Below are 24,064 nucleotides of genomic sequence, written 5' to 3'. Positions count from 1 at the left end.
GGGGGGGGGGGAGGGGGGGGGTTTGGGGGTGGGGGGGGGGTGGGGGGGGGAGAGGGGACGCGCCAGGGGGGGGGGGGGGGGTCCCCCCCCCCCCCCCCGCCGTCCAGTTCGAACCACACCGTCTTGCCCACCCCGTGTGCCCGTACGCCCCACGTGTCCGCGAGGGACTGCACCAGGACGAGGCCTCTGCCGTGCGTACCGTCGTCGGCGTGCGGTACCCGAAGCCGAGGCCGGTGTCCCACGAAGTCACGGACCTCCACGTGCAGTCCGCGCGGTGAGACGGTGGCCGTCAGCACCGCGTCGTGGTCGGTGTGTATCAGCGCGTTGGTGACGAGCTCGCTGGTCAGCAGCTCGGCCACCTCGGATCGTCCCGGCCTCCCCCAGTGCCGTAGGAGTTCGCGCAGCGCTCTGCGGGCATCGGGCACCGCCCGCAGGTCCCCCCGCCCGAGCCGGCGCCGCAAGTGCGCCGCACCCGGTTGCTCCGTCGCGCTCTCGACCGTGTCCTCCATCGCTTTCGCCGAGGACGCCCCCATTGCCACCGGACCGCCCCTTCGTGCCTGCCTCTTCATGGCCCCCGCCCGCACTGATGTCGGTTTCCCTTCCTGCTCGAACACCTTCACGAGGAACCATGCCCCCCTCCGGAAGGCGACAGTCATGCTGAATCGTCAACCACCGGTTGTACGCGCACGGGAATGTGCGGCCGCACCGACCGGCTCGATTCCCGGTTGAGCCGGTGGAATCCGGATGCGCCGCCGCGCACGGCGTACGAGCGCTGGTGGAGGGGTGTCCGGAGCGCGCGCGGAGGCCTTTCGTGCGCGGGTCACGGCGCACGGACCGGGCGGACCCGGCCCGCCCCGGACGGTGCGGACCGGACGAGCCGGTGCATCTGCCGCTGGTCCGCGGGGGCCGGCCCGGCGACCCCGCACGGCCCCGGGGCTACACCGGTGGTGACGCAGTGACCGCGGACAGTCGATCCATCTACGGAGACGCGACTGACGATCCGGCCGTACGAGAGAAGGACGAGTGTCTCCTGGGGCTCGACGTCCCGGGCGGTGCCGGAGCTTCCGTACACACCCGACGCGGGCCGGCGACGCGGGTGGTGGGACGGTCAACCGCCTTACGGCCGCGGCACGTTGCGCAGGTTGGAGCGCGCCATCTGGAGCATGCGGCCGACACCGCCGTCCAGGACGATCTTCGAGGCGGAGAGGGCGAAGCCGGTGACCATCTCGGCGCTGATCTTCGGCGGGATGGAGAGGGCGTTGGGGTCGGTGACGATGTCGACCAGGGCCGGCCCCTTGTGCTTGAAGGCGTCCTTGAGCGCACCGGCGAGCTGCTTGGGCTTCTCGACCCGGACGCCGTAGGCCCCGCAGGCGCGGGCGACGGCGGCGAAGTCGGGGTTCTTGTTCGCCGTGCCGTACGAGGGCAGGCCGGCGACCATCATCTCCAGCTCCACCATGCCCAGCGAGGAGTTGTTGAAGAGGACGACCTTCACCGGCAGGTCGTACTGGACGAGGGTGAGGAAGTCGCCCATCAGCATGCTGAATCCGCCGTCGCCGGACATCGAGACGACCTGGCGGTTGCGGTCGGTGAACTGGGCGCCGATGGCCATCGGCAGGGCATTGGCCATCGACCCGTGGGAGAACGAACCGATCACCCGGCGACGGCCGTTGGGTGAGATGTAGCGGGCCGCCCAGACGTTGCACATGCCGGTGTCCACGGTGAACACCGCGTCCTCGGCGGCGAGTTCGTCGACGGCCGCGGCCACGTACTCGGGATGGATCGGGACGTGCTTCTCGACCTTCCGGGTGTACGCCTTGACCACGCCTTCCAGCGCGTCCGCGTGTTTCTTCAGCATCTTGTCGAGGAAGCGCCGGTTGTTCATGGTCTTCACCCGCGGGGTCAGACACCGCAGGGTCTCGCGCACATCGCCCCACACGGCCAGGTCGAGCTTGGAGCGACGGCCCAGGCGCTCGGGCCGGACGTCGACCTGGGCGATCTTCACATCGGTGGGGAGGAAGGCGTTGTACGGGAAGTCGGTGCCCAGCAGGATGAGCAGATCGCACTCATGGGTGGCCTCGTAGGCCGCGCCGTAGCCGAGCAGACCGCTCATGCCGACGTCGTACGGGTTGTCGTACTGGATCCACTCCTTGCCCCGCAGCGCGTGTCCGACCGGGGACTTGATCTTCTCGGCGAACTCCATCACCTCGGCGTGCGCGCCCGCCGTGCCGCTGCCGCAGAACAGGGTGACCCGGTCGGCCTCGTCGATCAGCGCGACGAGCTTGTCGATCTCCGCGTCGCCGGGGCGGACGCTGGGCCGGGAGGTGACGAGTGCGGTCTCGACGGCCTTCTCCGGCGCGGGCTGGTCCGCGATGTCGCCGGGCAGCGTCACGACACTCACGCCGCTCTGCCCGATGGCGTGCTGGATCGCCGTCTGGAGCAGCCGGGGCATCTGCTGGGGGCTGGAGATCATCTCGCTGTAGTGGCTGCACTCGCGGAAGAGCTGGTCGGGGTGGGTCTCCTGGAAGAACCCGAGCCCGATCTCGCTGGAGGGGATGTGGGAGGCGAGGGCGAGCACGGGGGCCATGGAGCGGTGGGCGTCGTACAGGCCGTTGATGAGGTGCAGGTTGCCGGGACCGCAGGAGCCGGCGCAGGCCGCCAGCTCTCCGGTGATCTGCGCTTCCGCGCCCGCGGCGAAGGCGGCGGTCTCCTCGTGCCGGACGTGGACCCAGTCGATGGCCGAGTTGCGCCGGATGGCGTCCACGACGGGGTTGAGGCTGTCGCCGACGACCCCGTACATGCGCTTGACGCCCGCGCGGGCGAGGATGTCGACGAACTGCTCGGCGACGTTCTGCTTGGCCATGACTTCACGTGCCCTTCGGTCTCCGGAGATCCCTTCGGGTTCCATGAATTCACAACGCCGGGTGTTACGCCTCCCAAACCGCCGCGGCTGTCCTGTCGTCGGCGTAGCCCTTGACCCTGACCTGACTGTCCGCGAAGAAGGCCGCGAGTCCGGGGGCTTCGGCGGCCGACCAGCGGGCCGTCAGATGCCGGGCCAGCTCGGGTTCACCGCGCAGGGGTTCCGCCAGGCCGCCGGTGCAGAGCAGCAGCGTGTCACCCGGCCGGGCGACGGACACGCGGAACCGGAAAGGGGCGCGGGGCGGCGCGGGAGCCGGTTCGTACGGGCTCGGCGGCGTCGCGATCCCCAGGTCCATGGTGAGCCGGTCGCCCTCGGGGGTCTCGTGGGGCAGCGATCCGAAGCCGACGACGGCCTCGCCGGTGGTGTCCGCGACCTGCGGCTCGATGTCCTGCCACTCGCCGTCCCGCAGCCGGAACAGGCCGCCGGCTCCGACGCCGAAGAAGACCCGCGTACGGCACTCCGGGTCGGCCGGCAGCAGGAGGCACCGCAGGCCGGCCGTGTACTCCTCCGGTCCGACGCCCTGTTCGGCCGCGCTGGCCCGCAGCTTGCCGAGGCTGCGGTCGGTGAGCCGGTGCAGTCCCGACTTCAGGTCGCCGCGGCGGCCGGCCCTGATGTCCTCGGCCAGCCGGGCGTGGCTGCGTCCCACGGCCCGTCCGATCCACCGGCAGGCCTCGGCGGCCGCCCGGTGCGCGCCCGGGGTGGCCCGCGCGCCGGTCGCCATGGCGACCAGCACCAGGGCCTGGTCCCCCGTCCCGAAGCGGGCGGTCAGCAGGGAGTCCCGGCGGGGCTCCCCCCGGTACCGAGCGGAGTCCCCCCGTACGGAAACGGCCCGCACCGTACACGCCCCGTACCGCGCCCCGTCCAGCACCGCGTCCGCCACCAGCTCGTCCAGCCCGTCAGGATCCGCCACCGGCAGCGCGGTCGGCTCCGCGTCATAGGTGGGCGGCCCGGAGCCGACGTAATCGACATACACGGAGGACACCGCGACCACCGGCCCGGGGGCGGCGGGCGGATAGGCCGGGGGCACCGGGGGGTCGGGGGGTACGGGAGCCGGCTGGGCCGGGGGGTCGAGGTGGGGGGACGGGGGCTGGGCCGGGGGGTTGAGCTCAGTGGTCGGCGACTGGGGGGCCGGGTTGAGGTCCGTGGTCACCGGCGAGGCGACGGGAGCCGGGGGTACGGCGTCCTCCGGGGCGTCGGTCCCGCTCCGGCCGGTCACGTCACCGCGTGTGCCGGGTCCGTCCGGAGGCGCGGCGTCCGACTCCGGACGGAAGCCGGGCGGCTTGGACCCAGGCGGAAAACTCACGGGCGCCGACGGCTCGGCGGACGGCGGCTCCCACGGCGCGACCCGCCGCCCCAGCCCCCGGCGACGCACCGGCCCAGGACGCGATCCGGAGCCACTGTCCCGCCCCGCCGCTTCCGTCCCTTGCCCAGGAGGGAGATCCCGAGCACCTTCCCCGCCCTGCGCAGGACCGGGATCCCACGCACCCTCCGCCCCCTGTGCCGGACCGGGATCCCACGCCGCTTCCGGCCTCTGTGCAGGACCGATATCCCGCCCCACTTCCGGTCCCTCTCCAGGGCCGAGATCCCGCCGCGCCGTGTTTGGAGCAGCCTCAGGACCCGTATTGCGCCGCACCGGCTCCGGCCCCCGCCCGGCGTCGTCGTCACGCCCGGCTTCGCCGGAGCCGTCGTCGCCGCGTGCGGCTCCCGCGCCCCGTCCCGGCCCGTCGTCCCAACGCATCGGTTCCGGGGCCGGGTCAGACCCGGGGACCGCATCCCGCCGCGCGGAATCCGCACCCCGTCGGGGGCCGTCGTCCCACCACGCCGGCGCACCGCCCCGCCCGAGACCGTCTCCCCGCCAAGCCGACCCCGCACCCGACTCAGAACCCGCATCCCACCCCGCCGATTCCGGATCCTGCCCGGAGGAATCACCCCGCCCGGGACCGTCTCCCCGCCAAGCCGACCCCGCACCCGACTCAGAACCCGCATCCCACCCCGCCGATTCCGGACCCTGCCCGGAGGAATCACCCCGCCCGGGACCGTCAGCCTGCGCGGCGCCGTCGTACGGATCCGGAGAGGCCCAGCCCCGCGGCACGTCGGGCGTCGGCCCGGGGGTGCCGGGGCGGGGCGGCCCGGAGTGTCCCGGTGCGGCGGATGCGGCGCCGCGTGGCCCGGCCGGCTGGTCGGCCGATGGGCCGGGCGGTGGGCCGGGCGGTGGATCGGCCTGGAGATCGGCCGGTAGGCCGGGCGGGCGGTGCCAAGACCCACCGCTCCGCTGCTCCGGGACCGCCGGCGCCTCCCCCGGCCGGGACCCCGCGGGGCCCCGCCGCACCGCGTCGGCGGCCGACGCGAACCGGTCGTCGAGGGAATCAGCCGCGGCCGCAGGCCCCGTGTCCCCGGTGGAGTCGTCGTACAACTGACCCCACCAGTCGTCCTCGTGACCGGTGGGCCTGTCCCCCTGCTGGCTCATGCCCGTAATTGTCCACCGTGGGAGCCGGATGAAAACGGGGCATCCGGAAAAACCGGCCAGGAGACTGGCGGTCGAACGGCGTGTCGGACGAAACGTCGAACACGAATACGAAGAAACCGCCGGGCGGTCCCACCCCCCACGGGAGAACCGCCCGGCGGCGCCGGAGTGACCTGGGCCTAGCGCACGTCGTAGGCCCGGGTCACGGTCTGGGTGACCGAGTTGCCCCGGTCGTCGGTCATATCGACCCTGAGTGTCACCTGGTTCCCTGAGGCTCCGCTGTGATGCACGGTCGCCGTCCATCCACCGTTCCGGCGGCCGGTCTTCGCATCGGTCCAGGTCTTGCCACCGTCGTACGAGTACGACAGCTTCACCGAGGTGAGCGCGCCGGGACGGTACCCGGCGTGGCCCGTCGCGGTCAGTGAGATCCGCTGTCCGTCCTTGGCCGGCAGCGTCTTGAAGCCGTCCTCCGGCAGCCCGTAGCGCGGAAAGAGCAGCGGGATGCCCTGCGAGGAGACGTGCTCGTCGAGGTGGGAGCGGAAACTCCAGGTGGTGACCGTCTGCGGGGACCGGTTCCAGACCCGCGAGCCGATCTTGGCGGTCGCGAGGCTGAGTTCGTACGAGGAGTCGTCGGCCGGCACCTCGAACACCCCGAAGGGATAAGGGCTGTCGCCGATCGTCTCACCGTCGCGTCTGAGCAGCATGGAGCCGATGTCGCCGAAACTCCCGGGAACTCCGTGGTGTTGGGTGTCACCCCAGAAGCCGGGGGCGACACCGATCAGGTTTCCCTGCCGTTCGGCGGCGAGCGCCTGCTGCCCGGAGGCGTCCAGCGGAGTCGCCGGAGCGAGCACTCCCCCGTACCACTCCTCCGTCCGCCGCTCACCCCTGTCGTACGTCCGCACGGGGTCGATCATGAACTCGCCCCACGGGAAGCTGCTGGACACCTCGTGCCCCCAGCCGGTGCTGCCCGCCGAGTAGTACTCGGTCCGCGCGAAGGGCGCGGGCACGGTCTCCAAGTCGCCGAAGTATCCCGTGAGTCCGCTCGGGCGGGTGACGGAGGGCAGGTCGACATAGTCGGTGGCCGTGCCCATCGCCCGGTACGTCGCCCGGGTGGCCGCCAGCTCGCGGTCGCGCACCCGGTACGTACGGGCGTCGTGGAGCGGTCCCGTCTCCGGGAAGGCCAGGTTGTAGACGTACGGGCTCTTCGCGGTGGCCTTCCAGCGCAGGGTCACAGCACCGGCGGCGAGCAACGCGGCGGCCTCCTCCGCCGGGACGGCCAGGACGGGCAGGGGTCCGCCCGTGAAGCCGGTGGACGGATACCAGCGGCCGGGTGCCGCGCGGTGGGCGAGGACCGCGACCGCACCGGCCGCCTTCGCGTCGGCGGCGACGGTCGCCGCGCTGCCGCCGGCCGGGATCTCGACGAGGGCGATCTTCCCCCTCGCGCCGGCGAGGTCCGCCGGCGTACCCGACTTGGCGTCGACGAGCCGGGCCCGCCCGGTGCCGTCGAGGTTGGCGGACCCGGTCGAAGCGGTCACGGGGTGCAGCACGGGCCCGCCCACGACCGCGAGTTCGGAGATCTGCGGGGCCGCCGCCCGCCAGAAGCTGTCGAACTCGAAGGTGCCGGTGCTCGCCCGGCCGGTGACGGAGGCGTAGTAGCCGCGCAGCGCACGCCCGCCCGCGGCCGTTCCCGCGTGCAGCCAGGAGCCCCAGGAGCGGGCGAACCCGAGGGTGGCGCCCCGGAGTTCGGACGCCCTGTCCGTCCGGACGGTCAGCCGGTGTGCCGTGCGGGCGTCCAGGACGACGGTCGTGTCCTTGCGCAGGTCGAGTTGCGGATGAGCCAGGTAGGAAAGGGAGTTGACCAGCGTGCCCCGGGTCTCGGGCGTGGCGATGAAGCTGGAGAGGAAGTAGCTGCCGGGCCGGACCCGGTACGTCTGGTCGGTGGCGCCCTCGTTGAACCGGCGTTCGCCGCTCGCGTCGTCCGTCCCGACGAGGTCCACGGAGGACGCTCCGTCGGCGGGCTTGCCGAGCCGGTCGACGAGCTTGACGCGGAGGGTGACGGTCTCCGGCTGGACGTAGAGGGAGAACGGCGTCGAGACGGAGACGCCGCCGGCCGTGGCAAGGACCCGGCCGGTGATGTCGCCGTACTGGGCGCGGGCGAGCGAGGCGTTCGGGCTCAGCACGAGAGGCACCTTGACGGTGGCGCCCGCCGGGACGGTGACCGAGCGTGCGCCGAGGCGCGCGATCGAGGAGCGTACGGCCGAGCCGTCGTTGCCGGTGACCGCGCCGAGCGAGAGCTTCAACTGCACTGCATGGTCAGCGGTGTTCGTGTAGGGCACGTCCACCGTCGTACGGTCGCTGCTGTCCTGCGGCCAGTTGAAGGTGCCGCCCTGCACGGCGGGCGTCCCGAGCACGGTCTGGTCGACGGCGGCTTTCACGTCGAGGCGTCCGCCGCCCGTCTCGCGTACGTCGCCGGGAAGGTCCGCGTCGGCGGCGGAGACGAGCGCGGCCTTGATCTGCTGGGCGTTCCAGTCGGGGTGGCGCTGCTTCACGATCGCCGCGGCGCCCGCGACATGCGGGGTCGCCATCGACGTACCGCTCATGGACTGGTACGCGTAGACGCCGCGGCCGCCCGCGTTGGCGGCCGAGATGTCCACACCGGGCGCGGTGATCTCCGGCTTGAGGGTGTGCGAGCCGTACGCCGGGCCGCGGCTGGAGAAGGACGCGGTGGTGTCGTCGCGGTCGACGGCGCCGACGGTGAGGACACTGGGCGCGCAGCCCGGCGAGGACACGGAGTTGAGGGTCGGGCCCGTGTTGCCGGCCGCGATGACGAAGAGGGTGTTCTTGCCGGACCGGGCGAGCTCTTCCGTCGCCTCGCTCATCGGGTCGGTGCAGTCGGTCCGCTCGGGGTTGCCGAGGCTCATCGAGACGACGTCGGCGCCCTCGTCGACCGCCCACTGCATCCCGGCGATGATCCATGAAGTGGCCCCGGAACCGGAGTCGTTGAGGACCTTGCCGTTCAGGAGGGCGGCGCCGGGGGCGACACCCTTCTTCCTGCCGTCGCTCGCCGCACCCGTGCCGCCGACCGTGGACGTGGTGTGGGTGCCGTGGCCCTGGTGGTCGCTCGCGTCCTCCGAGTCGGTGAAGTTCTCGGACGCGGCGATCCGGCCCTCGAGGTCGGGGTGGTCGGCGTCGACTCCCGTGTCCAGGACGGCGACCTTGGTGCCCTTGCCGTCGAAGCCCGCGGCCCACGCCTCGGGGGCGTGCACCTGCTTGGTCGAGCGGTCGAGCGTGGCCTGCACCTTCTCGTCCAGCCACAGCTTCTTGAGGACACCGGCCGCCCGGCTGCGGGTGCCGGTGACGTCGGTCCAGAACTCGGCGGCCTTCTTCTTGTCGGCCTTGAGCGCGACCCCGTCGACCGGGTCGAGCACGAGGCCGCGCCGGGCGCCGCGCGGGGTGGCCGGGACGCTCCGGGCGACGGACCGGTCGTACGTGGCGATGAGCGGCAGTGTCGCGGTGTGCGCGTCGTCGTAGCCCTGCCGGACCAGGCCGGTGACGTTGAACAGTTCCTCGTCGACGCGGCCGGCGGCGATCGCGGCGACGGCGCTGTCGGGGTAGACGTACAGGTCCTTGCCGGACTGGCGGGTCTGGGTGGACGGGGTGGTGCCGTCCGCACCGGGCAGGGCGGTGGCCCCGTCCTTCGTGACCAGGACGCGGTCGCCGGTGACGAGGGTGACGACGGAGCCCGAAGCCGTGCCCGCGCTGCCCGTCAGCGGCCGTTCCCGGTCGCGTGCGGCCCCCGCGGGCACGGCTGTCGTGACGGCCAGGACGGCGGCGATCGCCACCACCGGCGCCGTACGCACGGCCGCTCTCCCCCACGCCCCACTGGCCAAGATTCCACTCCCCAAGATCGTCCGCCCGCGTCCACCCGGACCGGCCGGCGCTGCCCCCACGAGCCCGTCCGGCTCGTATTCGCGCAGGCCAAGTCACCCCAAGCCGGGCATTAGGGGCGGCACTTGGTGCTGCGGTGGCGTCACCTTGGCAGAGATGCGGGTGGTACGGCGATGATGTGCCCAGGCGGGTTTGCGCCGTGGCCGGTTTCCGCCACGGCCGGTCCGGAACAGATCCTCGGGGAGGGACATCGCCGCATGCTGGGAGCGATTGGACTGGACGACACGCACGAGTCGGCGTACCGGGCGCTGGTGTCCGTGGGCGCCGCCGACGTGCCCGATCTCGCACGGCGGCTCACGCTCGGCGAGTACGACACGGAGCGCGCGCTGCGCCGGCTGGAGCACCACGGTCTGGCGGCCCAGTCGTCGGCGCGGCCCGGCCGCTGGGTCGCGGCGCCGCCCGGGGTCGCCCTGGGCGCGCTGCTCACCCAGCAGCGGCACGAGCTGGAGAAGGCGGAGCTGGCGGCGGCGCTGCTCGCCGAGGAGTACCGCGCGCAGGCCGTCGAGCCCGCCGTGCACGACCTGGTCGAGGTGGTGATCGGCGCGGCCGCGGTCTCGCAGCGCTTCCTCCAGCTCCAGCTCGGCGCGAGCGAGGAGGTGTGCGCGCTGGTCACCGGAAATCCGGTCGTGGTCTCCGGGATGGACAACGACGCCGAGGAGCAGGCCGCCGACCGGGGTGTGCGCTACCGGGTGGTCGTCGAGCGGGCCGTCCTCGACCAGCCCACCGGGATCACCGAGCTGACCGCCGCGCTCGGCCGGGACGAGCGGGTGCGGGTCGTGGACACGGTGCCGACGAAGCTGGTGATCGCCGACCGGACGCTCGCGATGGTGCCGCTCACCTCGCGCACCGCGGAGCCGGCCGCGCTGGTGGTGCACGCCAGTGGGCTCCTGGAGCTGCTGTCGGGGCTCTTCGAGTCGGTCTGGCGGGAGGCACTGCCACTGCGGCTCGGCAGCCGGGGCGTGGCGGAACAGGAGCCGGACGGCCCGGACGGCACCGACCTGGAGATCCTCTCCCTGCTGCTCGCCGGTCTGACCGACGCGAGCGTCGCCAAGCAGCTCGATCTGGGGCTGCGGACCGTGCAGCGCCGGGTGAAGCGGCTGATGGAGCTGACCGGCGTGACGACCCGGCTGCAGCTGGGCTGGCACGCGTACGAGCGGGCCTGGGTGGCCCGGGAGCGGCTGGACTGACCTGCGGTTTCGCCCGTTGTCCGGCAGGCTGGGCAGATGGGAGTGTGGCCACTCCTGCTGGTCGGCGTGGTGATACTGCTCGGCCTGCTGGGAGTACTGGTGCCCGGCGTGCCGGGGTCGTGGCTCGTGTGGGCCGCGGTCCTTTGGTGGGCCCTGGAAGACCCGCGGCCCCTCTCCTGGGAGGTGCTCGTGGGGGCGACCGTGGTCCTTCTGCTGTCCCAGGCGATCCGCTGGGGACTGCCCGCCCGGCGGCTGCGCGAGAGCGGCGCCACCCCGCGAATGGGGGTGTACGCCGGGGTCGGCGCGGTGCTCGGTTTCCTGGTGATCCCGGTGCTCGGCGCGCTGCCCGGTTTCATGGCCGGCATCTATCTCTCGGAGCGGCTGCGCCTCGGGCGGCACGGCGAGGCCGTGACGGCCCTGCGGACGGCGATGCGGTCGGGCGGATGGAGCGTGCTGACGGAGTTCTTCGCCTGCCTGCTGATCATGGGGGCTTGGCTGGGTGCGGTGATCTGGGGCTAGGCGGCGGTTCCATCGCCTCGATTCCTCACGGCACGAGGGAGGCGGGGTCGACCGCGTCGGCCAGCGCCCGCATGCCCGCGTCATTGAAGTGCAGATGGTCGCCGGGGTCGTACGCCGGGAGGATGCGGTGCGGCCGGGCGGGATCACGGACGACGGCGTCGAAGTCCACGACCTCGTCGAAGAGACCGCCGGTGCGGATGAGGGCGTTGACCGCGAGGCGTACGGCCTCGCGGGTCTCCGTGTACGCGACGTGACCGCCGTACGGGGTGATCGTGGCGCCGATGACCCGGACACCGCGGGCGTGGGCGCGGCTCACGATGCGGCGGAACGCGTCCTCGAACGCCGCGGGGTCCGTCTGCTCCGGCGTTCCCTTGATGTCGTTGATGCCTTCCATGACGATCACCGCGCGCACGCCGGTGCGGGAGAGGACGTCGGCGTCGAGGCGGGACAGGGCGCTGGGCCCGACCCCGTCGCGCAGCACCCGGTTGCCGGCGATGCCCGCGTTGAGGACGCCGAGACGGCGGCGCTGCGGCTCGTCGCGCAGCCGTTCGGCGAGCCGGTCGGGCCAGCGCCGGTTGGCACCGAACGTCGAACCCGAGCCGTCGGTCAGGGAGTCACCGAGGGCGACGACGCTGCCCGCGGCGGGCGCGCCCAGCACGTCGACGCCGGTCACGTAGTACCAGTTGCCGACAGTGGCGGTGTACGCGGCGCCGTCCACATCACGCGTGTGATCGCCTTGCCGGGCAAGGAAGTTGGTCTGCAGAGCCGAGCGATGGTACGTCGCCGGGCCCGAGTCGGGAGGTGTGTGCACCGAGATCAGCAGGTTGGCGCCGGCGGGCACGGTGAGCCGGACGGGATCGGTGACCAGGTCCTTCCCGGCCGGGATACGGACGGAGGGGGCGCCGTCGAAGGTGGCGGTGCGCAGCGAGCCGGCGACGGCGTTCGGGCTCGCGGGCGCGTCCTGCTTCTGCAACGCGACGGTGAGGGAGCTGAGTTGGAGCGGCACGGTGCCCAGCCGGTTGGAGATCCGGACCCGGAGGGCGTTGCCGCCGACGCTCGTGTGCACGACGTTGCGGAGGGAGGCGCCCGGCGGCGCGGGGACGGTTCCGGAGGCGGCGGCTTCCCAGGTCCCGGTCCAGTCCGGGCCGCCGGGGGCCGCGGCACCGGCGACGAAGGGAGCGCCACCCGGGTCGGCGGCGGAGAAGGGGTCGGCGACGAGAGCACCGGAAGCGAGGGCGTCCGCGGCGAGTCCTCCGGGAAGCAGCGCGTCCGCGGCCGAGGTGGCGTCGGCGCCCGGGAGCGGCCCCGGGTCCGTGTCCGCGGCGAGCCCACCGGCAAACAGCGCGTCCGCGGCCGAGGTGGCGTCGGCGCCCGGGAGAGCCCCCGGGTCCATGTCCGCGCCGGCCGCCGGCGGAGCGAGCGCCAGGGCTGTCACCAGGGCGGCGACGAGATGACGGACCTTGATCGCTCGGGTCATGGGGCCATGGATTCCCTGGCCCCCGGCCACCGCAACGCACCCTCACCCTCTTGGCCGCACCGCCCTCCTGCCTCGGCCCTGGGCCCAAGACCCGATGCGGACCGCGTACGGGAGGTGTTGGCTGCTGCCATGACCGAATTCAGCGAGGCCGAGCGCACCTACCTCTCATCGCAGCGGCTGGGACGGCTGGCCACCGTGGACACCCACGGGCAGCCGCAGGCCAACCCCGTCGGCTTCTTCCCGCAGGACGACGGGACGATCCTCATCGGCGGATACGCGATGGGGACCACCAAGAAATGGCGCAACCTCCAGAAGAACCCGAAGGTTGCCCTCGTCGTCGACGACATCGTCAGCCTCAGTCCGTGGAAGGTACGCGGAATCGACATCCGCGGGGAGGCCGAACTGCTCACCGGCCCGCACGAGTTGGGCCCGCACTTCAGCGAGGAGCTGATCCGCATCCACCCGGCACGGATCCACAGCTGGGGGCTGGAGGGCTGACTAGCCGACGGTCAAGTATCCCTCCAGGCCGAGGAGTTGCTGCTTGCGTTCGAGACCGCCCGCGTATCCGGTCAGGGAGCCGCTCGCGCCGATCACCCGATGGCAGGGGCGGACGATCAGCAGCGGGTTGGCGCCGATCGCGCCTCCGACGGCACGGACGGCGGCACGCGGGGCGCCGATGCTCGCGGCGATGGCGCCGTACGTCGTGGTCTCCCCGTACGGCACGGAGTCGAGGGCGGCCCAGACCTCCTCCCGGAATACGCTCCCCTTGGTGCTGAACTCCAGCTGGAAATCCTTGAGTTCACCGGCGAAGTAGGCGGCGAGCTGCTCTTCGGCCGCCCGGAAGAGGTCCGGTGCGTCACGCCACTCCGGCAGACGCGTACGGCCGCCCTTCTGGCCCGGGACGGACAGCGAGGTCAGGGCGCCGGAGTCGTCGGCGGTGAGGAGCAGCGGGCCGACCGGGCTGTCCAGGGTCGTGCAGTAGGTGACGCGGGCGGGGCTGTGGTCGGTCATGGTCAGTGGGTTTCCCGTTCCGGCTCGGATGCGGCCGCGAGGTGCCGCAGGGCGTAGGAGCGCCAGGGGCGCCAGGTGTCGGGGACGTCGTCGCCGGCCGGCGCCGCGTCCGGATCGCCGAGCGCGCGGGCGCGGATGACGGCGACGGTCCGGGCGTCCATTCCCGGCAGCGCCAGCAGCGCCTCCTGCGCGTCGTCCCGGTCGGCGCCCGCGTCGAGCCGCAGGACGCCGTCGGCGAGGGCGGCGGTCAGCGCGCCGAGGGTGCCTTCCGGTTCCGCCTGTGCCAGGACGGCGGCCTCGGGGAAGAGATGCGTGAGCGTGCCGCAGGGGGCGTCCAGGGCCTTCCCGTACCGCTGCACGAGCCGCTCGGACTCGCTCCGTCCGACGAGCGCGCGCACCGCCAGCTCGTCCGGATCGGCGGTGCCGGGCGAACGCAGCCCCGGACGCGCGGCAACCAGCGGAGCCAGCCGCGGATCGGCACCGAGGCGCTCGTCCACGGCGTACGGGTCGGCATCGAGGTCGAACAGCAGGCGCAGCCGCTGTACGGCGGTGGTGAGGTCACGCAGATCGGTGAGGTGCAGCCGGGCGTCGAGCCAGCCACCGGGGCGGGCCGGCACCTGCGGGGCGCCTCCGTCCAGCGGTCCGCTCTCCGGCGCGACTCCGGACGCTTCCGCGTCGAACGGCACGCTGGCCGCCGTCACGAGCAGCGGGCTGTCCGCCGTGACCCCGGACGCGTCCGTGTCGAGGGGGGCGCCGCCCGAGCCGCCGCCGGTGGGTCCGGCCGCTGCCCCGGTCGCCGACCGTCGCGGGCCACCCGGACGCTCGTCGACCGCGACGCCGTCCGGGCCGCCGGTGGTGAGCCCGGCCGGTGTCCCGGTCACCGGCCGTCGCGGGCCACCCGGGCGCTCGTCGACCGCGACGCCGTGCGAGCCGCCGCCGGAGGGTCCGGCCGCTGTCCCGGTCGCCGGCCCTCGTGGGCCGCCCGGACCCTCGCCGGTCGCCGGCCGTCGCAGGCCGCCCGGACGCTCGTCGACCGCAACGATGCCGGTGCCGTACGGGAGGCGGAGGGTGCGCCGGTACGTACGGCGTCCGCGGGTGCCGCTCACTTCCTCGACCCCCGCGACGGCCTCGCCGGCGAGGAGGTCGAACACGGCGGCGGCCTGGTAGGGGCCACGGTGTGCGAGGCGCAGCGGGATCCCTGCGGAGGGGGTGGCCGCGCGCCGGCCGCCGGAACCGCGGCGGGGCGCCGCGGCGCGCAGCTCGCTGGGAGTGGACGCGTACACCGCCCGGATCGTGTCGTTGAACTGCCGCACACTGGCGAACCCGGCGGCGAACGCGATCTCCGTGACCGGGAGTCCCGTGGTTTGCAGGAGGACCCGCGCGGTGTGGGCGCGCTGGGCGCGGGCCAGCGCGACGGGCCCGGCGCCGAGCTCCGCGGTGAGCTGTCGCTGCACCTGGCGGGCGCTGTACCCGAGGCGTACGGCGAGTCCGGCGACGCCCTCCCGGTCGACGACGCCGTCGCCGATCATGCGCATGGCGCGGCCGACGACGTCGGCGCGTACGTTCCACTCGGCCGATCCCGGGACCGCGTCGGGACGGCAGCGGCGGCAGGCCCGGAAGCCGGAGCCCTGGGCGGCGGCGGCCGTGAGGTAGTACCGGACGTTCTGTCGTTTCGGCGTCACCGCCGGGCAACTGGGCCGACAGTAGATCCCGGTCGTCTCGACGGCGAAGAAGAACTCCCCGTCGAACCGGGCATCCCGACTGCGCACCGCCTCGTACCTGGTCTCTTCATCGATCACGCACCCCAGTCTCGGCCATCCCCGCACCATCCGCTGGCGGGAATCGGACACGACGTTCCCGACGGGGCGGCCCGCCTGCTGCGAGCCGGCCCTGGGGCCCCGACCGGCACGATCGACACGCAGACCCCACAGGCCCGCAGACCCCACAGGCTCACAGGTTCCCGACCGGCGGGAGGACGGCGCACGGCCTCTCCGCTCGCCCGGGCAGCCGGGCAGGCGGGCAGCCGGGCAGCCGGGCAGCCGGGCAGGCGGGCGGGCAGCGGAGAGAGGCTTGCCGGGCGGCGCCGCAAATCGGCGCGGGCCCGGCAAGCCCCCGGTGATGCCTAGTGCCAACGCCCCCGCTTCGCCTCCATCGCCGCCTTCCCCTCGGCCCCCCGCCGCTTCCAGTCCTTGCGGAGCTCCGCCCGTGCCCGCGCATCCGTCTTGGCGACGATCCGCTGGTTCTCGCGCAGCAGCTTGCGATAGCTGTCGAGGCGCCGCTCGGGAAGGATCCCGGACTCGACCGCGGCGAGGACCGCGCATCCCGGCTCGGCGATGTGCGCGCAGTCCTGGAAGCGACAGTCGGCGGCGAGTTCCTCGATCTCGGAGAAGACCTGGCCGACCCCGCTCTCGGCGTCCCAGAGGCCGACTCCCCGCAGTCCCGGGGTGTCGATGAGCACGCCCCCGCCGGGCAGGGCGAGCAGGTTGCGGGTCGTCGTGGTGTGCCGCCCCTTTCCGTCCATGTCGCGGGTGGCCTGCACGTCCATGACGTCCTCGCCGAGCAGTGCGTTGGCGAGGGTCGACTTGCCGGCACCGGACTGCCCGAGCAGGACCGTCGTACCGCCCGACAGGACGGCCGTCAGAGTGTCGAGGCCGTCCCCGGCGGCCGCGCTGACGGGCAGTACCGGCACTCCCGGCGCCGTGGTCTCGACGTCCTGGACGAGGTGCCCGAGCGTCACCGGGTCCACCACCAGGTCGGCCTTGGTCAGCACGACCACGGGCTGCGCGCCCGACTCCCAGGCCAGCGCCAGGAAGCGTTCGATGCGGCCGAGGTCGAGTTCGACGGCGAGCGAAATGGCGACGACCGCGTGATCGACGTTCGCGGCGAGGATCTGCCCCTCGGAGCGCTTGGAGGAGGTGGAACGTACGAAGGCGGTACGGCGCGGCAGATACGTCCGTACATAGCGCGGGTTGCCCGCGGGTTCGACGGCGACCCAGTCACCGGTGCACACGACCCGCAGCGGATCGTGCGGCGTCACGAACGCGGTGTCCGCGCGCATCACCCCGTCGCCGGTGACCACGTCGCACTGACCGCGGTCGACCCGTACGACGCGGCCGGGCAGAAGACCCTGCTCGGCATACGTGACGAACTCGGCCTCCCAGTCCCCGTCCCAGCCGTACGGCGCGAGGGGATGCGAGGTGGAGGACGACGAGCCGAGGAGAGAAGAGAAAGACAAGGGGTGACCCTTCACAAGGGTGGCCCCGGCACCGCGCTCACTGGCACGGGAGAAGAGAGGTCAGCCGGAGGCCACGGAAGTGGACTTGATGAACTTCCGGATGCGGGCAGCGCCCATCTCAACGACAGCCATCGGTCACACCTCCCGAACGCACTCAGCCAACAATGGCGGCCACCAGCCGCCAACGGATCGAGAGAAATCCTAGCCATAGGCCCCGGAGGGAGGCCAACCCTTTTCTGCTTGGGCAGTCTCAGGGCACAGCCGAGCCCTCACGCGCTGATCTGCTCCCGCCTGGCCGTTGAGCTCGGCCACGAGCAGCAACCGCTCTTCGTTGCTGTCGTAGCCGACGGTCACGGCGCCGCTCAGGACTCCTCGTCCCCGGCACAGGTGCGGTCGCCGGCGGTGGCCCTGATCCGGACCAGCAGCCTGTGCAGCGTGGCGATCTCGCTCGCGTCCAGGCCGGTGAACAGTTCCGCCTCTACGGACGCGATGCCGGCGTAGACGTCCGCGACCAGCCGCGTACCGCGCGGTGAAATCTCGACGATGTGCCGACGGCGGTCCGCCGGGTCGCGGCGCCGCTCTGCCAACCCCGCCGTCTCCAGGTCGTTGAGCATCGCGACCAGCACGCTCGGATCCACCTCAAGCGCCTGGACGAGGGCCTGCTGCCCGGTCGCTCCCTCGTCGGCCAGCATCATCAGCACGCGCGCATGGCTGTTCTTGAGGCCGAGCGCACGCAGCGCCTTCTGGATGCGCGTGCCGGCCATCTGCCCTGCGAAAGCCAGCTCCAGCCCTGGACGCTCGTTCATCACGGAGACAATCCTAGCAGCCCGTGTATGATCGGTCCCTCCCGATAGTGGAAGCTCTTCCACTATCGGCTACCATCCATGGTGAATCGGCCTTGATCTTCTGGAGTGGACATGTCCCTCGCCTACGACATCGTCGGAGTTCTGGTCGCCGTGATCGTGCTGGTCTCGGGAGCCGCCAAGCTCGCCCGGTCCCAACAGCTTGTCGACGGCCTCACCAGCCTCGGCGTGCCGCTGGGAATGTTCCCGTTCCTGGCTGCATGCGAGATAGCCGGGGCGGCCGGTCTGGTGATCGGAGTCTGGTACCGGCCGCTGGGCGTCGCGGCCGCCATCGGGCTGGTGCTCTACTTCGTCGGCGCGGTCGGCGCCCACCTGCGCAAAAGCGACTTCAAGGGTCTGCCCAACGCGGCCGTGCTGCTGGTCGCCTCGCTCGCCGCGCTGACCCTGGGGGCGATCTCGGCCTGAGCCGGCGAACCGAGGATGCCGTCGGCTCCATCCGCGCCCTTGCGACGGCGCGGCTCACGACCAACCGTGACGCCGGACAACCGTCACGTCGGACCGACTGATTCACCCCTTGAAAGCCGGGCCGCCCTGGCGCGGCCCGTACAGCCATGCGGCCCGTACAGCCATAGGGAGTTTGCTGTGACCCTCCCGTTAGCAGGGGGCGCTGCGTCGGCGTGACACGGCGACTGCCGTCGTGAGGAAACACGCGCACGCCCGGCGAACCCCCGGCCGCGTCCGCGTCGTGCTCAGCTCCGCTCTCCCCCGCTCAACCACCCGTCGTACAGCTGCGCCCGTTCAGCGTGAAGTCGCGGGCCGGCGAGTTGCCGTCGTGCCAGGAGCCGAGGAATCCGAAGCCGAAGGTGCCGCCCGCGGAGACGGACTTGTTGTAGTCGGCGGCGGTGGCGGTGACGCGGGAGCCGCGCTGGACGTAGTCGGCGTCCCACATCTGGGTGATCCGCTGGCCGTCCCGGTAGGTCCAGCCGACGCGCCAGGTGTCGAGTGCCTTGCTGGAGGTGACGGTGACGGCGGCCTCGAAACCGTCCGGCCACTGGTTGGCGATCTTGTACGTCACCCGGCAGGTGGCGGCGGCCGGGCTCTTGGCGGGGACGGCCGGGCGTTGGGTCCTGCGGGCGGGGGCCGAGGACTTGTCCTGGGCCCCGGCGTCGGGTTTCGTCGCGGACCGGGTGGTGGTGACGGACGGCCGGGGCGAGGCGGTCGGGCTCGACGGGAGAGGGCCCATCGTGGGGAAGGAGGGCCCCGGGTCGGCCACCGGCCGGCCTTCCCCGGACGCGTCGCGCGCCACCGTGCCCCCGCTTCCGGAGCCGTCGAAGGGCATCAGTGAGACCGCGAGCGCCAGCGCGGAGACGACGAGGGCCCCGCCCAGGATGCCGGCCAGGCCGATCCGGGGTCCGGCCGCCCGGGCTTCGGCGAGGCCGCTGTCCGCGTCCACGGCGGAACGCCCGCCGGCCAGGCCCGACTCGGCGGCACGGCGCCGGCGCTCCAGATACGCGAGACCGCCCCAGCCCAGCACTCCGCCGGCCAGCGCCGCAGGCAGCCCTCCGCCGTGCAGCCGCAGACAGGCAGCGGCCTCGGCGCACTCCACGCAGCGGGCCAGGTGCCGCGAGAGGTCGTCGGGGGTGTCGGCGCCGGGCGAGCGCGTGACCGCGTCGAGGAGCCGTGCGTAGCTGCGGCAGGGCGCGTCCATCGGGGTGTCGAGGTGGTTGCGGTGGCAGCGGCCCCGGAACAGCGCCCGTACCTGGGCGAGTTCCTCCGCGGCGGACGCCGGGTCGAGGCCGAGCCTGCGGGACACGGCGGGCAGCGGGAGCGCCTCCACCTCGGCGAGCCACAGCAGCGCGCCGTCGGGTTCCTGCATGTCCCTGAGGCCGCGCAGGGCGAGCGGGCGGTTAAGCGGCGGTCCGGTGTAGCGGGCGGCCTTCGGGGAGTTGAGCCACAGCCGCAGATCGGGGTCGAGCCGGTGCCCCTGCCCCTGTGCGTCCCAGGCGGCGGCGGTGGTCCGCACGGAAGTCAGCAGCAGGGGAACGCGGGGCAGCCGCAACGTCCGGAGGCCGCCGCTCTTGGCGACGGCCTCGCCCGCGCGCGCCTCCCGGATGCCGTGGGTGAACGCCTCGGTGGCCAGCTGGGTGGCGGCCCCCGAACCGGACGTGCAGAGATCGGCGTACGAGAGGACCGCGTCCCAGCACTCCGAGAACAGTGCCGCTTCGGTGGCGTCCTGAGGGGCCGGCAGGTCGGGCATGGGGAGCTCCTGCGTCAAGTGCATCCACAAGATACGTCAACTCGCCCTCTGCGCCGGTGAGTTGGGATTTGTCTCGCGACAGCACCGAGCCTTTCACGGCTCCCACACAACTGACAAGCAGCCTATTCAAATATGCGAGGGCTCCGCTTCGGACTCCCGGGCGGGAAGGCTGTCCATGAAGGAGCTCACCGAGAAGACGGCGCGTCCGGGTCCGGGCGGACCGTATCCGGGGGGCGAGGAGAGCCCGAAGTCCTCCATCGTGGAGCGGTAGGCCTCCAGCAGGCGGATGTGGTACTCCAGGGGCGCGCCCTGCGGGTTGGCCTTGCCGAGCGGGGTGGTCGGCTCCGGGCACCAGGTGGTGAACCGGGGCGTGATGCCCTGCGACATGAAGAAGCGCAGGCCCTCGGTCGTGGAGGCGATGGCCTCGTCGACCGTGGTGAACCCGAACGGCTCGGCCATCTCCACGCCCGCCACGAAGTTGGGGATCACATTGCGCGCGCCGAAGATCTCCGCCGAGTCGAGGATGCGCTTGTGCCACTCGTCGCGGCCGACATAACGCTCCTTGCCGGGGCAGTACAGCTCGAACAGCCGGCGGTCCCACACCTCGTAGTTGGGGTGGTAGATCTGCACCCCGTAGTCCTTGAAGCGCTGCACGTCGTCCCGCGGCAGCGCCTGCGCGACGACCTTGCCGATCCAGCGTCCCGGGAAGCGCTCCTCGATGGCCTTGGCGTAGTGGCCGTAGAAGTCGGCCTCGTCGCGTCCGGCGACCGTCTTGGTGATCGCACCACCGGTCAGCGTGTACGCGGTGGAGGTCTTCGCGGTGTCGTACCGGTCGATGATCTCCAGCGCTTCGAGGACCTCCTCGACGTCCTTCACACCGGTGTACGGACGGCCGGCCGCCTTGTGCTGGCGCCAGTTGTGGTTGATGTCGCAGTACTGGCACTCCTCCTTGGCGCCGAAGTACTGGCAGACCCGGAAGACGGTGAGGTAGATCAGGTACCCCCACTGGATCGTCGGGGCCACCTCCATCACGGACTTCCCGTTGGAGAGCTTGTGCCGGTAGTACTCGGGCATGGGCGGGACCCCGACGTCGGAGATCCGCTTCCCGTCGAGATAGAGCCCGAGGATCCCCTCCTCGTCGGCGGCCACCCGGTACGGCGAGGCCGGGTTCACGCGCACGGACACCACGGTCCGCCGCAGGTCGTACGGGCCACCGGTGAGGATGATCTCCTCGGGCGGGCGGCGCAGCGCGGCCTCGCCCAGCTCGGGCAGGGTGCCGTGGTCGAAGGAGAAGATGAAGTACGACTTCGGCTTGACGTCGCCGTCGTCGTTGTCGCTGAGCGCCGAGGCGTCGAAGGCGACTCCCCCACGGAGCAGGTCCTCCTTGAAGACGGCTTCCCGCGGCACGTGCGGGAACCGCTCCATCAGATCCTCGACCAGCGCGGTCCGGCTGCCCATCCCGTCCTCCTCGCTCCCGGCGAATGTGCTCGACTCCTCACGGTATGCCCCGGCCCGCGGGTCAGCCGTGCCGGGTCCCCTCGCGCCCCGCGATGTGTGCAGGGGCGGCGACGCCCGCCGGCAGCAGCGGGTCGGGCTCGGGTGCGCCCCAGGTCGGGACGAGCGGCAGGGTGCCGGCCCACAGGCCGAGCTCGGCGTCGGGTCCATCTCCGTCGTCCGGGGCGCCGGTACGGATCTTGACCGAGGCCTCCTCGAGGGAGAGCGCGAGGAGGGTGGTGGCGGCCAGCTCCTTGCGGCTGGGCCGGCGGGCGTAGTCCCACTGGCCGGGTGCGGCGTGCTCGGTGAGCCGTCGCAGGCCTTCGGCCTTCTCCTCCGGGTCGGTGATCCTGCGCGGCACACCGTGGATGATCGCGCTGCGGTAGTTCACGCCGTGCTCGAACACGGAACGGGCGAGCACGAGCCCGTCGACGTGTGTGACGGTGACGCAGACCGGGGCGTCCGCCGCGAGGCTGCGGCTGGCGACCGAGCCGTGCAGGTACAGCTGCTCCGCGTCCCGTCCGTACACCGTCGGCACCACCAGCGGCCGTCCGCCGATGATCACGCCGAGATGGCAGATGAACCCGGCGTCGAGAACGGCGTCCAGGTCGGCCCGGTCCAGGCTGCCCTGCTCGCGAAGGCGGCGGTGACGGGTCAGGTCGGTCTGCGGGAGGGTGTCGGAAAGCGGGCGGTGCGTCATGCCCCGGACGCTATCGATATCGCCCGCACAGGGCTACAATTCTGGCGTATTGATCACTCAGGAATCGAAAGACAACGAAATCCGCACCACGGCGGTCTCGCACTGAGAGCCCGTGATGCGGAAGATTCCGAGAGTCGGCCAGCGCCTTGCGGGGCTGTGCGGGACTCAGGAAGCCGCCGACGCCCGACATTGCTCACCGGTCGGCCGCGGGACGGCGATGCACGCAATTCCGGCGAGGCGAGAGCGTCACTGACGCCGCTGGCCGAGGACGCAGAACTCGTTGCCTTCGGGGTCGGCCAGCACGACCCACGATTGATCACCCTGGCCGATGTCGACCCGCTGTGCGCCGTGAGCCACCAGGCGAGCCACCTCGGCGTCCTGGTCATCAGGCCTGAAGTCGAGATGCAGTCGGCTCTTGACCTTCTTGCGCTCATCGAGCCGGACGAAGTCCAGCCCCGGCAGGCGATCCGGCTCCGGGCGGATCTCGAACTCGTCGTCGGAGGAGTGGACGACAACCCAGCCAAGAGCCTCGGCCCACCACTGTCCCAGGGCCGCCGGATCCACCGAGTGAACGATTACCTGTTCCCATTCCAAGGTCATCCGCAGAGCTTAGACCTGCGCGGGCTGCGGAAAACAGGCACTCAGGCCTCCCACTTCGGACCCGCGTCCGGATCCACCTGGCCGGCCGGAGGCGAGGCTGCCGCCCTGCCGAGGTAGTTTCCAGCGGTGGCCGCGACACCGGCCGCGGACAGTGACTTCCGGGGAGGGACGACGGGGATGACACGGACCCTGACCAACTGGGCGGGCAACATCACGTACACCGCCGAGGAGCTGCACCGCCCGCCCTCACTCGACGCGCTCGCGGCACTGGTCGCCCGGAGCGCGAAGGTCAGGGTGCTGGGCAGCGGCCACTCCTTCAACGCCATCGCCGACCCCGGCGGCGACGGCGTACTCGTCTCGCTGACCGCCCTGCCGCCGACGGTGGACGTCGACACGGCGGCCCGTACGGTACGGGTCGCGGGCGGCGTCCGCTACGCCGAACTCGCCCGCCGTGTGCACCAGCAGGGCTTCGCGCTGGCCAACATGGCGTCCCTCCCGCACATCTCGGTGGCCGGCTCGGTGGCGACCGGCACCCATGGCTCGGGCGTCACGAACGGCTCGCTCGCCTCCGTCGTACGCGAGGTCGAGCTGATCACGGCCGACGGCTCGGCCGAGCTGATCCGTCGCGGCGACCGGCGCTTCGACGGCGCCGTCACCTCCCTGGGCGCCCTCGGTGTCGTCACCGGGCTCACCCTCGACCTGGAGCCGGACTTCGAGGTGAGCCAGCACGTCTTCACCGAACTGCCGCTGGCGGGGCTGGACTTCGAGGCGGTGGCGGCGTCGGCGTACAGCGTCAGTCTCTTCACCGACTGGGGGCGACCGGGGTTCCGGCAACTGTGGCTCAAGCGGCGCACCGACCAGCCGATGCCCGATGTCCCGTGGGCCGCACCCGCCACCGAGGCGATGCACCCGGTGCCGGGCATGCCCGCCCGGAACTGCACCCGGCAGTTCGGTGTCCCAGGGCCGTGGCACGAGCGACTCCCCCATTTCCGGGCCGAGTTCACGCCGAGCAGCGGCGCCGAGCTGCAGTCCGAGTACCTGTTGCCCCGCGCGGACGCCCTGGCCGCGCTGCACGCCGTCGACGCGATCCGTGCGACCGTCGCGCCCGTGCTCCAGGTGTGCGAGGTGCGGACCGTCGCCGCGGACAGCCAGTGGCTGAGCCCCGCCCACGGGCGGGACACCGTGGCCCTGCACTTCACCTGGGTCGAGGACACCGAGGCCGTCCTGCCCGTGGTGCGGCGGGTCGAGGCGGCCCTCGCCCCCTTCGATCCGCGGCCGCACTGGGGCAAGGTGTTCACCATGCCGCCGGTCGTGCTGCGCGGGCGCTACCCGCGGCTGGCCGCCTTCCGGGCGCTCGCCGACGAGCTGGACCCGAAGGGCACGTTCCGCAACGCCTTCGTACGAGACGTGCTCGACGTCCAGGCGGAGGAAGTCCTCTCCCGGCAGTAGGAG

Annotated in this window: 17 protein-coding genes and 1 pseudogene; 5 read left to right on the top strand and 13 right to left on the bottom strand. The window is 72.5% G+C overall.

From position 1 onward, the window contains the following. Positions 1–95 precede the first annotated feature (95 nt). From ACFWM2_RS28695 to ACFWM2_RS28680, 4 genes and pseudogenes are all read right to left on the bottom strand, one after another. Positions 96–509 (bottom strand): annotated as a pseudogene (locus tag ACFWM2_RS28695) (ATP-binding protein); the annotation flags it as partial. A 608-nt stretch (positions 510–1,117) separates the two neighbouring features. Continuing rightward, positions 1,118–2,860: a pyruvate dehydrogenase gene (locus ACFWM2_RS28690; protein ID WP_383285938.1), complete on the bottom strand. Its 1,743-nt coding sequence runs from the start codon at positions 2,858–2,860 to the stop codon at positions 1,118–1,120. 64 nt (positions 2,861–2,924) lie between these two features. Next, positions 2,925–4,289, bottom strand: a complete 1,365-nt coding sequence (locus ACFWM2_RS28685; RefSeq protein ID WP_383285936.1) for a protein phosphatase 2C domain-containing protein — start codon at positions 4,287–4,289, stop codon at positions 2,925–2,927. A gap of 1,271 nt (positions 4,290–5,560) precedes the next feature. Beyond that, on the bottom strand, positions 5,561–9,241 hold the full coding sequence (locus ACFWM2_RS28680) for a S8 family serine peptidase (RefSeq protein WP_383285934.1): 3,681 nt from the start codon (positions 9,239–9,241) through the stop codon (positions 5,561–5,563). Between the two features lie 285 nt (positions 9,242–9,526). Here ACFWM2_RS28680 and ACFWM2_RS28675 point away from each other — a divergent pair, with 285 nt between their 5' ends. Both ACFWM2_RS28675 and ACFWM2_RS28670 read left to right on the top strand, forming a co-directional pair. Beyond that, positions 9,527–10,516 carry a winged helix-turn-helix transcriptional regulator gene (locus ACFWM2_RS28675; protein WP_383285932.1) on the top strand — a complete coding sequence of 330 codons (990 nt, stop codon included), beginning with the start codon at positions 9,527–9,529 and terminating at the stop codon, positions 10,514–10,516. A gap of 36 nt (positions 10,517–10,552) precedes the next feature. Then, positions 10,553–11,035 carry a DUF456 domain-containing protein gene (locus tag ACFWM2_RS28670; RefSeq protein ID WP_383285930.1) on the top strand — a complete coding sequence of 161 codons (483 nt, stop codon included), beginning with the start codon at positions 10,553–10,555 and terminating at the stop codon, positions 11,033–11,035. A gap of 25 nt (positions 11,036–11,060) precedes the next feature. Here the strand turns inward: ACFWM2_RS28670 and ACFWM2_RS28665 are convergent, their stop codons facing one another. Beyond that, positions 11,061–12,512, bottom strand: coding sequence for a GDSL-type esterase/lipase family protein (locus ACFWM2_RS28665; RefSeq protein WP_383285928.1), 1,452 nt, complete (start codon positions 12,510–12,512; stop codon positions 11,061–11,063). A gap of 129 nt (positions 12,513–12,641) precedes the next feature. Between ACFWM2_RS28665 and ACFWM2_RS28660 the strand changes: the two genes are divergently transcribed. Next, a complete protein-coding gene (locus tag ACFWM2_RS28660; RefSeq protein WP_383285926.1) occupies positions 12,642–13,010 on the top strand; it encodes a PPOX class F420-dependent oxidoreductase in 369 nt (122 codons plus the stop codon). Here ACFWM2_RS28660 and ACFWM2_RS28655 read toward each other — a convergent pair whose 3' ends face one another. From ACFWM2_RS28655 to ACFWM2_RS28640, 4 genes are all read right to left on the bottom strand, one after another. Further along, entirely contained in the window at positions 13,011–13,523 is a 513-nt protein-coding gene (locus tag ACFWM2_RS28655) for a methylated-DNA--[protein]-cysteine S-methyltransferase (RefSeq protein ID WP_383285924.1), read from the bottom strand. A gap of 2 nt (positions 13,524–13,525) precedes the next feature. Next, positions 13,526–15,352, bottom strand: a complete 1,827-nt coding sequence (locus ACFWM2_RS28650) for a DNA-3-methyladenine glycosylase 2 family protein (protein WP_383286000.1) — start codon at positions 15,350–15,352, stop codon at positions 13,526–13,528. Positions 15,353–15,645: 293 nt separating this feature from the next. Beyond that, positions 15,646–16,758, bottom strand: a complete 1,113-nt coding sequence (gene rsgA, locus ACFWM2_RS28645; protein WP_383285922.1) for a ribosome small subunit-dependent GTPase A — start codon at positions 16,756–16,758, stop codon at positions 15,646–15,648. A gap of 362 nt (positions 16,759–17,120) precedes the next feature. Then, positions 17,121–17,564 (bottom strand): MarR family winged helix-turn-helix transcriptional regulator, encoded by a 444-nt coding sequence (locus ACFWM2_RS28640; protein ID WP_383285920.1) that lies wholly within the window; start codon positions 17,562–17,564, stop codon positions 17,121–17,123. A gap of 111 nt (positions 17,565–17,675) precedes the next feature. On the opposite strand from ACFWM2_RS28640, the gene ACFWM2_RS28635 reads away from it, so the two are divergent. Next, positions 17,676–18,026, top strand: coding sequence for a DoxX family protein (locus ACFWM2_RS28635; RefSeq protein ID WP_383285918.1), 351 nt, complete (start codon positions 17,676–17,678; stop codon positions 18,024–18,026). A 304-nt stretch (positions 18,027–18,330) separates the two neighbouring features. On the opposite strand, the gene ACFWM2_RS28630 is transcribed toward ACFWM2_RS28635, so the two are convergent. The 4 genes from ACFWM2_RS28630 to ACFWM2_RS28615 all read right to left on the bottom strand — a co-directional run bounded on the left by ACFWM2_RS28630 (position 18,331) and on the right by ACFWM2_RS28615 (position 22,612). Beyond that, positions 18,331–19,818: a cellulose binding domain-containing protein gene (locus tag ACFWM2_RS28630; RefSeq protein ID WP_383285916.1), complete on the bottom strand. Its 1,488-nt coding sequence runs from the start codon at positions 19,816–19,818 to the stop codon at positions 18,331–18,333. Between the two features lie 126 nt (positions 19,819–19,944). Next, positions 19,945–21,276 carry a radical SAM protein gene (locus ACFWM2_RS28625; protein WP_383285914.1) on the bottom strand — a complete coding sequence of 444 codons (1,332 nt, stop codon included), beginning with the start codon at positions 21,274–21,276 and terminating at the stop codon, positions 19,945–19,947. A 61-nt stretch (positions 21,277–21,337) separates the two neighbouring features. Continuing rightward, on the bottom strand, positions 21,338–22,012 hold the full coding sequence (locus tag ACFWM2_RS28620; RefSeq protein WP_383285912.1) for a pyridoxamine 5'-phosphate oxidase family protein: 675 nt from the start codon (positions 22,010–22,012) through the stop codon (positions 21,338–21,340). A 246-nt stretch (positions 22,013–22,258) separates the two neighbouring features. Next, positions 22,259–22,612: a VOC family protein gene (locus tag ACFWM2_RS28615; RefSeq protein ID WP_383285910.1), complete on the bottom strand. Its 354-nt coding sequence runs from the start codon at positions 22,610–22,612 to the stop codon at positions 22,259–22,261. Positions 22,613–22,789: 177 nt separating this feature from the next. Between ACFWM2_RS28615 and ACFWM2_RS28610 the strand changes: the two genes are divergently transcribed. After that, positions 22,790–24,061 carry an FAD-binding protein gene (locus ACFWM2_RS28610; RefSeq protein WP_383285908.1) on the top strand — a complete coding sequence of 424 codons (1,272 nt, stop codon included), beginning with the start codon at positions 22,790–22,792 and terminating at the stop codon, positions 24,059–24,061. Positions 24,062–24,064: the final 3 nt, after the last annotated feature.

The organism is Streptomyces sp. NPDC058371, from assembly GCF_042723265.1.
GTDB lineage: Bacteria > Actinomycetota > Actinomycetes > Streptomycetales > Streptomycetaceae > Streptomyces.
The sequence above is the reverse complement of the archived record's forward strand: the minus strand, read 5'-3'. Positions and strand labels throughout refer to the sequence as shown.